A 15711-nucleotide genomic window follows, 5' to 3' on the forward strand; every position below is an offset into this window, starting at 1 on the left:
TTTTTATTTTATGGAATGGATAAGTAACATATAAGCACTGATTACTAATAAAATAATACCTAATAGTTTTTTGACTAAGTGCGGTGATAATTTACCTCGGATTTTCATTGAGAAAAATCCGGTTACAAAAGCACTTAATACAACAATTATCACAATCGAAAAATTGACATAACCAATTTGCCAACCAAAGTGGTAAGTTGAGTTTTTTGAAAGATAGCCATAAAGGCTACCTAGCCCACCAATAAACATCATTGCATTGGTATAAGGGGCAATTTGATGGACTTTAACGGATTTTAACTGACCAATTAAAGGTGCCATAATTGAGCCTCCTCCAATGCCGGTCATGCCAGCAATAAATCCACCTACCGTTGAAAGCCCTATCCCTTTAATCGTTTCATCTTCTGTAGATTGCTGAGTTATTGCGGTTTCTTTACTAAAAATAGTACGAATTGCCAATAGGGAAAGCGTGATAACAAACACACTGATAATAGCAATATCAGGTACATAAAAACTGGATTCGAATCCTAGCTGCACACCAATAATCATACCCATAGACCAAATGAGCATCGCTTTGTAATTAATCGATACTTTTTGTTTGTAAAAATAAATTAAGTTAATAAAGGATGATCCCATGACAATCGTCAATGATGTCGCAGCAATCATTTGCAAAGGAAATTGTGGGAATAAGGTATAGAGAATAGGTACCATCAATACACCGCCACCAATACCAAAAATGGCCGACATGATATTCGTCATGACACCACATAAAATCAAAATAAGAATTAACTGTAAGCTCATTTCAAACTCCTTTTGTGTGGGAGTACGGCATTATTATTCTTTTGGATAAATAAATAATTTATGATCTTGCTCATAATTATCTATAAAAATAGACTTTATTTTAATTTTGTGATCCTTCTCACACAATCAGTATGACAATTATCATATGCTCTTTATACACCTAGCAGTAGTCTATAAATGGAATTTAATAATGGCTTCTACAAGGAGGAGCGTATGCTATTAACGGTTTCGAGTTTCCTCATCGTAACGGCTTTAGTGGCCTATGTTTCATGGCTACGTACTAAAAACGATGATTTAACCACCTCGAAAGGTTATTTCTTAGCGGGACGAGGATTAAGCGGTATTGTGATTGGTTGCTCAATGGTGTTGACCTCTCTTTCAACAGAGCAATTGATTGGCGTGAATGCCGTTTCTTATCAAAACAACTTTTCTATTATTGCGTGGACAGTACCAACTGTGATTCCGCTTTGTTTCTTGGCACTTTATATGTTGCCGAAATATTTGCGTAATGGTTATACCACCATTCCAGAATTCTTTGAAAATCGCTTTGACCGTCAAACGCGTTTGATTATGTCAGGGTTATTCTTAGTCTTCTATCTTTTAATCGTTATTCCGACCGCACTTTATACTGGGGCAATTGCCTTTAACAAAATCTTCAATCTAGAAACGATCTTTGGATTAAGCTACGCTCAAGCAATTGTCTATACCGTGATTGCTATCGGTGTAGTGGGTGCGATTTATGCGATTTTTGGCGGCTTAAAAGCGGTGGCCGTTTCCGATACCATTAATGCCGTAATCTTAGTGATTGGTGCATTGCTTGTGCCTGTATTTGCATTGCTTTATTTAGGTAATGGTAGCATTTCTGAAGGCTTGAATATTATTACTACCACTCACGTTGAAAAATGGAACGCCATTGGTAGTTCAACAGACTCTACTCCTTGGCCGACAATCTTTACTGGTATTATGGTTGTTCACTTCTTCTATTGGACAACGAACCAGGCTATCGTACAACGTTGTTTAGGGGCGAAGGATTTAGCATCAGGTCAAAAAGGGATTTTAATTGCAGCGCTTTTCCTACTCACATTACCGATTATTCTTAATTTACCGGGTTTATTGAGTTTCCATATTTTAGGTGAAGGCTTAAATCCAATTGATACCTCTTATCCATTATTGGTCAATAAAGTGATGCCGACCGCATTACAAGGCTTCTTTATTGCAGCACTTTTCGGTGCAATTTTAAGTACCTTTAACTCATTCTTAAACTCTGCAGCGACCATTTATTGTAAAGACTTATTACCATCTATCAGTAAAAAACAACGTACTGATCAAGAATTGATCGTCTATGCGAAAAAAGTCTCTACCATTATGGCGATTGTGACCATGATTATTGGCCCACTTTTGATGTTTGGTACAGATGGTATCTTCTTAATCACTAAACGCTTTGCCGGTTTTGTGAATATTCCAATCGTGGCGCTATTTGCTGTGGGTTTATTTAATAAAACTGTTTCAGGCTTGGCTGCACGTATTGCTTTACTTGTACACGTAGTACTTTATTTCAGTATTGTTTGGGTGTTCAATGTGAAAATCAATTTCGTGTATGTGATGGGCGGATTATTCGTATTTGATGTTGTCTTCATGTTGATTTTAGGTCAATTCTTAAAACGTGAGCCTTATGTAGAAAATACCGTCAATAAAGGCGACGTGGATTTAACCAATTGGAAATATATTAAAGTGACGTCTGTTTCATTGATCCTTGGTTTAATTGCGCTTTATGCATTCTTATCACCAATTGGTATTGCTTCACCAGATGGCAATCCAATGTTAGTGTTGGAAGTGTATGCGGTATTACAACTCATCGTGTTGATTGTCTTTAGACCAAAAAATGAAAAAACAGAACATCAATTACATCTTTCTAACCAACATTAAGCAGTCGGGCGTACATCACGTACGCCCTTAAAATAGATAAGGATTGTGTATGAACATTATCTATATTTTACTCGACCAAGTGCGTAAAGATATGCTGGGTGCTTATGGTCACCAGATTGTTAAAACCCCGAACATCGATCGTCTAGCGAAAGATGGTGTACGTTTTAATAATGCCTTTACGCCAGCTTCCGTTTGTGGACCTGCACGGACATCACTCTTTACTGGTTTAATGCCATCCACACATGGCATCATTCGTAATGGTGAAAAAGGCGGTACAGGTGAAGTGAGTGAAGCGGCACCAAATATCGGTAAACTAGATGGCTATAACACCTATGTTGTGGGAAAATGGCACGTTGGGACAAAATCCGTACCAGAAGATTACGGCATTAAAGGGCATAACTTTGATGGTTATGGTTATCCAGGCAGCGGCGTGTATAAAAATTTAGTGTTCAACCAACCGCCGACACATTCCAATCGTTATAAAGAATGGTTAGATGAAAAAGGTTATGAGATCCCTGAAGTGAGTCATGCTTATTTCGGTGATAACCCACATTTGCGTGTGCAAGAGCTTTGCGGTTTGCTTTCAGGCACAAAAGAACAAACCATCCCGTATTTCATTATTGATGAAGCGAAAAGCTATATTAGTGAATCACTTGCTGAAAATAAACCGTTCTTCACATGGATTAATTTCTGGGGGCCGCATACGCCTTGTATTGTGCCAGAACCTTATTATTCCATGTATCGAAAAGAAGATGTAGTGCTAGATGAAAGCTTCTTCAAACCACTAGAAGGCAAACCAGGACACTATCGTACCATCTCTAAAATGTGGGGGATGTGGGAAGCGAGCGAAGATCATTGGAAAGAAGTGATCACAAAATTCTGGGGTTATATCACCTTAATTGATGATGCAATTGGTGAGCTATTTACCTTCTTAGAAAACAACGACATTTATGACCGCACTTTTATTGTGGCAACCGCTGATCATGGTGATGCGATGGGCGCTCATCGAATGATTGAGAAAGGGGAGTTCATGTTTAATACCACCTACAACATTCCGATGATTATCAAAGACCCGAATTCAAATCGTATTAATCAACAAGATGATAACCTTGTGTATCTCCACGATTTAACCTCTACGGTTTATGATTTAGCTAATCAGCCGATTCCTTCCGCCTTTGAAGGGGAAAGTATTTTACCGATCGTTCGTCAACATCAAGATAATCAACGAAAAGGGATATTGGCACAGTTAGCGGGGCATTTCGTCTATTTTGAACAACGCATGTGGCACCGTAAAGACTATAAATTAGTGTTTAATGCGTCGGACATTTGTGAGCTTTATGATATAAAAAATGATCCAGCTGAAATGCATAATTTGTTCTACAAGCCAGAGTATGAGGCGGTCAAAAAAGAGATGCTGGAAGAAATGCACCAAGAAATGAAACGCTTAAATGATCCATTAGAAAACTGGGTATATCGGATTATAAACGAAGTGTAAAACCAATAAAAAATTGACCGCACTTTTAAGGGACGATTATGGAAAATTGCGCAATCAAGCCTACTGAATTATCACATTGTCAGTTTACTGAGCTGCATCACTTGCCGAAAGGTTCCTTCTTGTATCAACAAGGTGAGTCAGCACATGAATTTTATTATGTGCAAGCAGGCTTGGTTGGCTTATTTCATACCCTTGAAAATGGCAAGGAAAGCTTAGTGCGATTATATTCCAAGGGTGATTATTTTGGTTTTCGAACTTTGTTTTCGATGGCGAATAAACACTATCATTGCGATGCAAAAGTCTTAATTGATGCGGAGATTACTCGCATCAAGCCTAATGTGGTGAGTGAGTTTTTTGCGCATAATACGGTGATGAGCCAATGTTTATTGCAGATCTTAGCAAATGAACTACGTGAAGCCGAAGAACGATTAGCAAAAAGTGCTTATTTACGCACCTTAGATCGTGTGATGGATAGTTTGTATTTTCTCAAACAACATTTTCCTGATTATAATTGGACATATCGCGAAATTGCAGAATATGCCGGCTGTGAAACTGAAACCGCGATTCGTATTGCGAAAGAACTCAAACAAAACGGGACATTTGATCGAATATCAGGTCATAAATAATGTTGTAACAAAGGATGGTTGATGTCTGTTTTTCCACCACAAGCTCATTTTCATTTAATGGCGAAACCAAGCAGTTTTCACTGTAACATTCAGTGTGAATATTGCTTCTATTTGGAAAAATCAGAACAGTTTGGGCAACATGCGCCTTTTATGTCAAAAGACACCTTAAAACATTACGTCAAAAACTATATCCAATCTCATGCCGGTAATGTGGTTGAATTTGCTTGGCAAGGTGGTGAACCCACTCTTTTAGGCTTAGATTTTTATCGACAAGCCGTTGAATATCAGCAGGAATTTGCTCAAGGCAAACAGATCACAAACGCCTTTCAAACCAATGGCATCGCCCTTAATCAGCAATGGGCTGCATTTTTCAAACAACATCATTTTCTCATTGGGCTTTCTATTGACGGTTTAAGTGCCGTTCATAATCGTTATCGAATTTCAGGTAACGGTAATCCCACCTTTGAAAAAGTTGTGAAAGCATTAAATCTGCTTCAAGAATATGGTGTGGAATTTAATACGCTTACCGTCATTAATGATCAAAACTGGCAAAAAGGAAGAGAAACCTATTTAGCGCTCAAACAGCTTGGTTCGACTTATATGCAGTTTATTCCTATTGTGGAACGTCATGCCCAAACACAATCAGTACCCGATTTTTCAGTACCATCAGAAGGTTACGGGCAATTTCTCGTGGATGTCTTTCATGAATGGTATGCTCATGATGTGGGAAAAGTTTATGTGTCGCAGTTTGATAATTTGCTAGGGCAATGGCTCGGTTATCCTTCCACAACTTGCGTTCATCAACCCACTTGCGGTCAATCTCTCGTTACGGAAGCCAATGGTGATGTATATGCTTGCGACCATTTTGTATACCCCGAATACAAGGTCGGCAATTTAACTCAGCAACCTTTAACGGAGATTGTGCTTTCCAGTAAACAGCAACAATTCGGTTTAGAAAAATCACAAAAATTGACCGCACTTTGTCGGCGTTGCGAGTTTCGTAAACTCTGTTATGGCGGTTGTCCGAAACATCGTTTTATTTCTCTCGAAAATGAACCTAATCCACATAATTATTTATGTGCCTCTTACCGTTATTTCTTTGAACAAACGGCGCCTTATATGCAAGCCATGGCTCGTCAAATTCGATTACATCCATCCGCCGCTTAAGGTAGAATAGCGTTTTTCTATTTTACTGTTTGATTGATATGAATCCTTGGACATTACTTGCTATCTCTATTTGCCTTGAAATCGTGGCAACGAATTTATTAAAAGTCAGTGATGGCTTTACCAAACTTTTACCCACCGTTGGCTCATTAACGCTATACGCTATTTCATTTTATTTTGTCTCCATTGTTTTCCGAACACTTTCCGTGGGCTTGGTTTACGCCATTTGGTCGGGCGTTGGTATTGTTCTGACTGCCATTGTGGCGTATTTCGCTTTTGGTCAGAAAATCGATACCGCTGGGCTGATTGGTATGGCATTGATTATCAGCGGTGTTTTAGTGATTAACTTGTTTTCTCAAACAGGACATTAATCCTCCAAATGAAATGTGATCGGGCTCACAAATTTAATTTTTCTTCAAAATAAAATTATGTCAGCAATCGATTCACCGCTATAATTCTCCGGCATTTTTAACTGCACTTTGTGCAACTTTAAAGGAAATCCTATGAAAAAATTACTTTGCTCATTATTTGCGCTTTCTGCAATTAGTACTGCAATGGCGCAAGAAGTGAATATTAAATTATTAGGGACCTCCGATGTTCACGGTCGTATCGTACCTTGGAGCTATGGTGCAGACGTAGAGGACAAATCTGGTTCTTATGCACAAATTGCAACTTATGTGAAAGATGTGCGTAAAAATAATAAAAACGTGGTGTTAGTGGAAGTCGGTGATGCGATCCAAGATAACCAAATCGATGTGTTTGCAAAAGATAAAAAATACTATAAAGATCACCCGATTCCAAAAGTATTAAACGAAATGAATTATGATATTTTCGTATTGGGTAACCACGAGTTTAACTTTGGGATGAAAGCATTAGATGAAATCCTCAAAGATATCAAAGCGAAAAAATTAACCGCAAACTTCTATCATAAGAAAAATGACAAACGTTATATCGATGCGACAACCATCATCGAAAAAGATGGCGTGAAGTTAGGGATTATTGGTTTAAGTACCCCAATGTCAGCAAAATTTGAAGAAGATACGGGCAACTTAAAAGACATGAAATTTACTTCACCGACAGAAGAAGCGCGTACGCAAGTTGAGAAATTAAAAGCAAAAGGTGTGGATGCGATTATTGCGGTGACCCACATGGGTATCGATAATGAAAATAATATTCCTGATACCGGTATGCGTGATGTGATCAATGCAGTAGATGGTATTGATGTGGTTATCGCGGGTCACATGCACAAAGATGTGCCAAGTGAAATCATTAAAAACACACTAATCACTGAACCACACCGTTACGGTACCGTGGTATCTGAAGTGGATTTAACTTTTGATATCAACGATAAAAAAGAAGTGAAATTAGTGAAGAAAGAATCTAAAACCGTTCCAGTTAAAGAACTTGAAGCGGATAAGAAAATTGCCGAAATTTATAAATCTTACCACGAGAAATTACGTGAATTAAACAATGTGGTGATTGGTCAAACCGAAAACGAAATGGTGCCACAAGAGACCAAACACGGTGTATCAGCGGCATTTTCAAAAGATACTGGTTTATCTTCATTCATTAATGATGTTGAACAACATTATAGCGGTGCAGATGTGGTGACTTTCTCTTTTGATCACCAAAAAGCACGCATGAATAAAGGCGATATCAAGAAAAAAGATATCATCTTTAACTATCGTTATGCAGGTGGTGATGTCACCGTTTATGAACTGACCGGTAAACAATTGAAAGAATATATGGAATGGTCTGCGAACTACTTCGATACCATCCAACCAGGTGACACCGAATACCGTTACAATGCGGAACGTAAAAAATCAAAATATGTGACTTATGACATTTTCGGTGGCGTAAATTACAAAATTGACTTACGTAATCCACAAGGTAGCAAAATCGTTGATTTAACCCTTGCTGACGGCAAACCAGTGACAGACGATATGAAATTAAAAGTGGGTATGAACTCATATCGTTTCGCTCAGTTAAACGGTAAAGGTGGGATTTGGGAAGGCCAACAAATTCCGGTACTTTGGGAATCTAAAGTGGCAATGGGCCGTGAAAAAGGCACTATCCAAAATATGATGATCGATTACATCACGAATGTGAAAAAAGGCAAAATCGATGGTCAATCTCACAACCGTTGGGAAATCATTGGATTAAACTAATCAGTCTTTTTAAAATACGATAAAAACCAACCGCACTTTGAGGCAATCGAATCAAGTGCGGTTATTTTTTTCTTTGTTTTCAGCTAAAACTTGTAAATAATCAAGGTAAAATTGAGCTCAACGTAGTAAACTACAAGCACTTTTATCCTTTAGGAGATAACAAATGAAACCTTATTTAATCGCCCCTTCTATCCTTTCTGCAGATCTTGCTCGTCTTGGTGATGATGTGCAAAACGTATTGAATGCCGGTGCGGATGTAATTCATTTTGATGTAATGGATAATCACTATGTGCCGAATTTAACCTTTGGCCCAGCGGTGTGTAAAGCTTTGCGTGATTACGGTATTAAAGCACCTATTGATGTGCATTTAATGGTGAAACCAGTCGATCGTATCATTCCTGATTTTGCCAAAGCCGGTGCGGATTACATTACATTTCATCCTGAAGCCAGTGAACATATTGACCGCTCTTTGCAGCTCATTCGTGATCACGGTTGTAAATCTGGTTTAGTGTTTAATCCAGCAACGCCATTAAGTTATTTGGATTATGTCTTAGATAAAGTGGATGTGATTTTGTTAATGTCCGTGAATCCAGGATTTGGTGGACAATCTTTTTTACCTTCCACATTGAAAAAATTACAACAAGCACGTCGTCTGATTGATGAAAGTGGTTTAGATATCCGTTTAGAAGTTGATGGTGGGGTAAAAGTAGATAATATTGCAGAAATTGCCGCAGCTGGTGCAGATATGTTTGTGGCAGGCTCAGCGATTTTTGGTAAACCAGATTATAAACAAATCATTGATCAAATGCGTACGCAATTAGCTTCAGTAAAATAAATGGTAGTAAGAATGAACACTCAATTTAAAGTTATCGGTTTTGATTTAGATGGTACGCTCGTGAATAGCTTGCCAGATTTAGCGTTGTCTGTGAACTCTGCTTTAGCAGACTTTGGTTTACCTCAAGCACCAGAAGAGTTAGTGTTAACTTGGATTGGTAATGGGGCACCTGTATTGATTGCACGAGCTTTAAAATGGACGGAAGAGCAAACGGGTAAAACATTCTCTGAGGCTGAAATCGAGCAAGTGAAAGAGCGCTTTAATGTGCATTATGCTGAAAATCTTTGCAATGTGAGTCGTTTATATCCAAATGTAAAAGAAACATTGGAAACTTTGAAAGCTCGAGGTTATACCTTAGCGGTGGTAACAAATAAACCAACTCGTCACGTTCAGCCAGTATTGGCGGCATTTGGTATCGATCATCTATTCAGTGAAATGCTTGGTGGACAGTCATTACCCGCGATTAAACCACATCCCGGCCCATTGTATTATTTATGCGGTAAATTTGGCGTAGAACCTCGCCAAGTGTTGTTTGTAGGTGACTCTCGAAATGACATTCTCGCCGCACATTCAGCAGGTTGCCCGGTTGTGGGATTAACTTACGGATACAATTACAACATTCCGATTGCTGAATCAAACCCAGATTGGGTGTTTGATGACTTTGCGAGGTTATTAGAGATTCTTTAATCTATCTTAAAGCGTAAAGTGCGGTCAAAATGACCGCACTTTTTTCTTAAACCTCCCACCAAATCAACGCCCATTTGCGTTGTCCGTGTTTTATCGGTTCATTGTTTATTTGTTTTTGTTGATAGAATTGAGCCAAATTTTGTTTTTCTTTTTCAGTGAGATTGCCGAGAGAAAACTCCACAGAATTTAATAAATCCTCAAAGGTGTCGCCTTGGAAATGGCCTGATTCAGTTTCAATAAAACTCACATTGGCGTGAATGCTTTTTTGGTAAAGGCGATTAACTAAATAAATATAAGTTGGGAAGCCTACATCATCACGGCCAATAGCTTTAAATACGCCTTCATCGAGAAAATGACGTTGTGTCACCGAGGTTAAAAAGACGCGTTTTTTTGCCTTACTTTGCAGCTTTTCAATCATGTCATCCAAATCGTCCACAAGCGTCGAGCGAGAGGCGAGTATTACATCTGCTTGAGGTACATCATCCCAGTTATCCGACCATGATTTATGTAGAAGCGTAATATTATTCAGTTGATGCTTTTCTTTATATTGCTGCACCATATCCAACATGCCTTGGCTGTAATCGAGGGCATACACAGCTTGGCATTGTTGGGCTAAAGGAATCACAAAGGTACCGGGGCCACAGCCGATATCTAATACGGTTTCATTGGGTTGCACATTCATGGCTTTAAGCAAGGTTTCGTTATAGCGGCTTGGCTTGCCCACTAAATTCTCAGCCATTTTAGGGGCTTTTTTATCCCATTTTGTTGGTGGAAGATTATAGTGATTACAGGCTTTTAGATGTTGTTGATAGAGATCGTTGAAATTGATGTCATTGATGATCATAGTAACGCCCCAAAGTGCGGTTAGTTTTAGGATTGTTTTAAATTGCTTGATGATTATATGCTTTCTCCCATTTAAAATCATTTGAAAATGATTGACGCAAACGTTTTCGTTTTAGTGTTTTTCCTTTATAATAGCCCGCGATTTTTACCTCAAACACAACTCAAAGGTACCCGTATGTTTCAAACTTTTCGTGGCTCACCCGCCCTTTCTGAATTCCGTATCCAAGGCTTAATGCAAAAATTCCAACAAAATCAATTACCGGTAAAATCGGTTTACGCGGAATATTTGCATTTTGTGGAATTAAATCGACCGCTTGTTAGCGAGCAGGAAGCAAAATTAAAAGCGTTGTTACATTACGGCCCAACCTTGGCTGAACACGATGCCAAAGGCGAAACTTTTATCGTGATTCCACGCGTTGGCACGATTTCTTCTTGGTCTTCTAAAGCGACCGATATTGCGCATAACTGTGGTTTAAGTGAAGTGGAGCGTATTGAGCGTGGTTTGGCATATTATTTTGAGTTAAGCCAACCGCTTGATGAGAAAACAACAGAAAAATTGACCGCACTTTTACACGACAGAATGATGGAAACGGTGGTGCGTCGTCCTGAAGATGCAGAGATCTTATTCCGTCATCAAGATCCGAAACCGTTCAAAACCGTAGATATTTTAAAAGGTGGACGTGAAGCTTTAGTCACTGCAAATGTGGAATTAGGCTTAGCACTGGCAGAAGATGAAATTGATTATTTGGTGGAAAATTTCACCCAATTAGGGCGCAATCCGCACGATATTGAACTTTATATGTTCGCGCAAGCCAACTCTGAGCACTGCCGTCATAAAATCTTTAATGCAGATTGGATTATCGACGGCAAAAAACAGGATAAATCCCTGTTTAAAATGATTAAAAATACCTTTGAGAAAACCCCTGATTTCGTGCTTTCAGCCTATAAAGATAATGCTGCAGTAATGGAAGGCTCAAAAGTCGGCCGTTTCTTTGCGGATCAAGATGGGCAATATCGCTATCACAATGAAGATGCACATATCTTAATGAAAGTGGAAACTCACAACCATCCAACGGCGATTTCGCCATTCCCAGGAGCGGCAACGGGTTCAGGCGGTGAAATTCGTGATGAAGGTGCAACCGGTCGTGGTGCAAAACCAAAAGCAGGTTTAACCGGTTTCTCTGTATCAAACCTTGTCATTCCAAACTTTGAACAACCTTGGGAAAATCCACTTTCTAAACCAAACCGTATTGCTTCAGCCTTAGATATTATGATTGAAGGCCCATTAGGTGGCGCAGCATTTAACAACGAGTTCGGTCGCCCTGCGTTATTAGGTTATTTCCGTACCTACGAAGAGAAAGTCAACAGTTTCAATGGGGAAGAAGTGCGTGGTTATCACAAGCCGATTATGTTAGCGGGCGGTATCGGTAATATTCGTGGCGAACACGTTCAAAAAGGTGAAATCCCCGTTGGTGCGAAATTAATCGTATTAGGTGGCCCAGCCATGAACATCGGCTTAGGCGGTGGTGCAGCGTCTTCGATGGACAGCGGTAAATCAAAAGAAGACTTAGATTTTGCCTCTGTTCAACGTGAAAACCCAGAAATGGAACGCCGTTGCCAAGAGGTAATCGACCGTTGCTGGCAATTAGGTGATGAAAACCCAATTCTCTTTATCCACGATGTGGGGGCGGGTGGTTTATCCAATGCGATGCCTGAATTAGTGCACGATGGCGAACGTGGCGGTAAATTTGATTTACGCTCCATCCTTTGCGATGAAAAAGGCATGTCGCCATTAGAAATTTGGTGTAACGAATCGCAAGAACGTTATGTCTTAGCGGTCGCGCCAGAAAAACTCGAATTATTTACCGCACTTTGTGAACGTGAGCGTGCGCCGTTTGCGGTCATTGGTGAGGCAACGGAAGAGAAACATTTAACCTTACACGATAGCCATTTTGACAATAACCCTATTGATTTGCCAATGAATGTGTTATTAGGCAAAACCCCGAAAATGACGCGTGAGGTTTCGTCAAAAACTGTCGAAAATCGACCGCTTGCAACAGAAAATATTCAATTAAAAGAAGCTTTCCATCGCGTATTACGCTTACCGGTGGTGGCAGAAAAAACCTTCTTAATCACCATTGGCGACCGTTCGGTAACCGGTATGGTGGCGCGTGATCAAATGGTCGGCCCGTGGCAAATTCCGGTGTCTGATGTAGCCGTCACAACTGCATCATTAGACAGCTATCACGGTGAAGCCATGGCAATGGGCGAACGCGCACCCGTGGCATTATTAGACTTCGGGGCTTCTGCACGTTTAGCAGTAGCTGAATCCATTACTAATATTGCGGGCACCAATATTGGCGATATTAAACGTATCAAACTGTCTGCAAACTGGATGTCTGCAGCAGGTCATGGCGGTGAAGATGCCGGCTTATATGAAGCGGTAAAAGCAGTGGGTGAAGAGCTTTGTCCGGCATTAGGCATCACCATTCCAGTGGGTAAAGACTCTATGTCGATGAAAACCACGTGGGAAGAAAATGGTGAGAAAAAATCCGTTACCGCTCCGCTTTCTTTAGTCATTTCATCTTTCGCCCGCGTGGAAGATGTACGTAAAACCGTGACCCCACAATTACGCACAGACAAAGGCGCAAGCCGTTTATTATTGATTGATTTAGGCGAAAGAAAAAATCGCCTAGGTGCGACCGCACTTGCGCAAGTGTATAAACAATTAGGTGACAAACCAGCTGATGTGGTGAACGTTGCTAAACTGAAAAACTTCTTTGATGCAATGCAAGCATTGGTGGCAGAGCGTAAATTATTAGCTTACCACGACCGTTCAGACGGTGGTTTAATTACCACGCTTGCAGAAATGGCATTTGCGGGTAACTGCGGTGTAGATGTGGATATCTCTGCATTAGGCGATAATGATTTAGCCGTGTTATTCAATGAAGAATTAGGTGCAGTGATCCAAGTATCAGAAAGCGAATTAAGCGCCGTGCGTGAGGTATTAAAAGCCCATGACTTGCTTGGCTTAACTTATGAGCTTGGTTCTGTAAGCTTAGAAGATCGTTTTGAAATCACGCGTGGCAGCAAAAAACTATTAAGCGAAAAACGCTCTGAATTACGCGGTATTTGGGCAGAACTTACTCACCAAATGCAACGCTTACGTGATAACCCAGAATGTGCTGATCAAGAATTTGAAGCGAAAAAAGCAACGGACAACAAAGGCTTATCCGCTTACTTAACCTATGATGTAAATGAAGATATTGCTGCACCTTATATCAGCAAAGGCGTGAAACCAAAAGTAGCCGTATTGCGCGAACAAGGCGTAAACAGCCACGTTGAAATGGCAGCCGCTTTTGACCGTGCAGGCTTTGCAGCAATTGATGTTCACATGAGTGATTTAATGGCAGGCCGTTACAACTTAAACGATTTCAATGCGATGGTGGCCTGTGGTGGCTTCTCTTACGGTGACGTATTAGGCGCTGGTGGCGGCTGGGCGAAATCCATTTTATTTAACCCACAACTACGCGATCAATTCAGCCAATTCTTCGCCAATGAAAACACGCTTTCATTAGGCGTATGTAACGGCTGTCAATTTATCTCAACTCTTTCGGAAATCATCCCTGGTGCAGAAAATTGGCCACGTTTCGTGCGTAATAAATCAGAACGTTTTGAAGCTCGTGCCGCGATGGTGAAAATTAACGACACCAACTCATTGTGGTTTAAAGGCATGGCTGGTTCACATATGCCGATTGCCGTTTCTCATGGTGAAGGACGAGTAGAATTCAAAACACCTGAGAATTTGACCGCACTTCAAGCACAAAACTTGATTGTGGCGCAATATATCGACAGCCATTTAAATGTGACTGAAACTTACCCAGCCAACCCAAATGGTTCAGCATTAGGGATTACTGCAATTTCTAACGTGGATGGCCGTATTGCTGCGATGATGCCACACCCAGAACGTGTATTCCGTGCCGTGAGCAACTCATGGTATCCAGAAAATTGGTCTGAAGATGGTGCATGGATGAGAATTTTTAGAAATGCGAGAGTGAATTTCAAATAATGTGAGATTGATCACGGAAAATTAATTAAAAATAAGAGATACTAAGAAATTGGTATCTCTTTTTTTATTGCATAAATCTGATCAATAAAAAAATACCAACAATATTAGCAAGTAATATTGTTAATGTTTATATAAAAATTCTTGGGCATTATGCCCGTAATATCAATTGAACTATATGAGGAGTTCTACATGAGTGCATTAGTTACATTGCTAGCTAATATTGTTGCGCCATTGCAACGTCAATTTATTAACTTTATCCGCATTGCCATTTGTGTTGTGATGGTTTGGATTGGTGGTTTAAAAGTTTGCCAATATGAGGCAGATGGTATCGCACACTTTGTGTCAAATAGTCCTTTCTTAAGCTTCCTTTACAAAAACGGTGCGAATGAAGTAACAAATGATAAGGGTGTTTTAGTAAAAGAATATACCTTATATAAAAACCCTGAAGGCAAAATGGTCGCAAAAAATATTGAGTGGCATAAAGCCAACGGCACCTATACCGCTTCTTATATTATTGGTGCAATCATTGTGACAATTGGTATTTTAGTATTAGCGGGCATTTGGTCTCCAACATTAGGTTTATTCGGTGGTTTGCTCACCTTTGGCATGTCGATAGTCACGCTGTCGTTCCTGATATTTACGCCAGAAACCTGGGTGCCGAATTTAGGTGGTGACTTCCCAACACCTAATTATGGCTTCCCATATCTCTCAGGTGCTGGCCGACTCGTGATTAAAGATATTATTATGATGGCAGGCGGCTTAGTTGCTGCAGCAGAATGTGCGAAACGCTATTTAGAGAATAAAAAGCAGTTTGCTTGATTGTTGTATTGTAAAAGGCTTGCTGAGATAAACAGCAAGCTTTTTTGTTATTAGGATTAATGATAAAGAAGGGGTTAATAGCATTCACAAGTTAATTGTCTAGATGGCGCTACATCCATAATGTGTATTACGTGCAGTAAGCAGCTCATAGTGCCTAAAAAACGGTTTGAGGATGATGCTTGAATATATGTTTTTAGAAATTTTAGAATGAATTTTAAATAATGTGAAATTGATCACGGAAAATTAATATAAAATAAGAGATACTTAGCGAGTTAGTATCT

General features: G+C 39.7%; 12 protein-coding genes. 10 read left to right on the forward strand and 2 right to left on the reverse strand.

Going from position 1 to position 15711, the window contains the following annotated elements:
- Positions 1–3: 3 nt before the first annotated feature.
- Positions 4–798 (reverse strand): sulfite exporter TauE/SafE family protein, encoded by a 795-nt coding sequence (locus O3746_RS06875; RefSeq protein ID WP_295673189.1) that lies wholly within the window; start codon positions 796–798, stop codon positions 4–6.
- A 213-nt stretch (positions 799–1011) separates the two neighbouring features.
- Between O3746_RS06875 and O3746_RS06880 the strand changes: the two genes are divergently transcribed.
- The 8 genes from O3746_RS06880 (at position 1012) to O3746_RS06915 (ending at position 9699) form a co-directional block, all read left to right on the forward strand.
- The gene (locus tag O3746_RS06880) at positions 1012–2724 is read left to right on the forward strand and encodes a solute:sodium symporter family transporter (protein WP_111327665.1); all 1713 of its coding nucleotides are present in this window, start codon (positions 1012–1014) and stop codon (positions 2722–2724) included.
- Positions 2725–2773: 49 nt separating this feature from the next.
- Complete coding sequence (locus O3746_RS06885; protein WP_314790041.1) at positions 2774–4219, forward strand: sulfatase-like hydrolase/transferase; 1446 nt, start codon at positions 2774–2776, stop codon at positions 4217–4219.
- Between the two features lie 38 nt (positions 4220–4257).
- Positions 4258–4845, forward strand: a complete 588-nt coding sequence (locus tag O3746_RS06890) for a Crp/Fnr family transcriptional regulator (RefSeq protein ID WP_197556190.1) — start codon at positions 4258–4260, stop codon at positions 4843–4845.
- A 21-nt stretch (positions 4846–4866) separates the two neighbouring features.
- Positions 4867–6012: an anaerobic sulfatase maturase gene (locus tag O3746_RS06895; RefSeq protein WP_197556191.1), complete on the forward strand. Its 1146-nt coding sequence runs from the start codon at positions 4867–4869 to the stop codon at positions 6010–6012.
- A 38-nt stretch (positions 6013–6050) separates the two neighbouring features.
- Positions 6051–6380, forward strand: a complete 330-nt coding sequence (locus O3746_RS06900) for a multidrug efflux SMR transporter (RefSeq protein ID WP_371448302.1) — start codon at positions 6051–6053, stop codon at positions 6378–6380.
- 132 nt (positions 6381–6512) lie between these two features.
- Positions 6513–8177: a bifunctional UDP-sugar hydrolase/5'-nucleotidase gene (locus O3746_RS06905; protein ID WP_371448304.1), complete on the forward strand. Its 1665-nt coding sequence runs from the start codon at positions 6513–6515 to the stop codon at positions 8175–8177.
- 163 nt (positions 8178–8340) lie between these two features.
- Positions 8341–9012, forward strand: coding sequence for a ribulose-phosphate 3-epimerase (rpe, locus tag O3746_RS06910; RefSeq protein ID WP_049362403.1), 672 nt, complete (start codon positions 8341–8343; stop codon positions 9010–9012).
- A gap of 12 nt (positions 9013–9024) precedes the next feature.
- Positions 9025–9699: a phosphoglycolate phosphatase gene (locus O3746_RS06915; RefSeq protein WP_178161787.1), complete on the forward strand. Its 675-nt coding sequence runs from the start codon at positions 9025–9027 to the stop codon at positions 9697–9699.
- 46 nt (positions 9700–9745) lie between these two features.
- On the opposite strand, the gene O3746_RS06920 is transcribed toward O3746_RS06915, so the two are convergent.
- Positions 9746–10543: a class I SAM-dependent methyltransferase gene (locus O3746_RS06920; RefSeq protein ID WP_371448307.1), complete on the reverse strand. Its 798-nt coding sequence runs from the start codon at positions 10541–10543 to the stop codon at positions 9746–9748.
- Between the two features lie 174 nt (positions 10544–10717).
- On the opposite strand from O3746_RS06920, the gene purL reads away from it, so the two are divergent.
- Both purL and O3746_RS06930 read left to right on the forward strand, forming a co-directional pair.
- Positions 10718–14611, forward strand: a complete 3894-nt coding sequence (gene purL / locus O3746_RS06925) for a phosphoribosylformylglycinamidine synthase (protein ID WP_371448309.1) — start codon at positions 10718–10720, stop codon at positions 14609–14611.
- 189 nt (positions 14612–14800) lie between these two features.
- On the forward strand, positions 14801–15430 hold the full coding sequence (locus O3746_RS06930) for a YkgB family protein (protein WP_005697450.1): 630 nt from the start codon (positions 14801–14803) through the stop codon (positions 15428–15430).
- Positions 15431–15711 lie beyond the last annotated feature (281 nt).

Source organism: Haemophilus sp. 27098_8_127, from assembly GCF_041433495.1.
Lineage (GTDB): Bacteria > Pseudomonadota > Gammaproteobacteria > Enterobacterales > Pasteurellaceae > Haemophilus_D.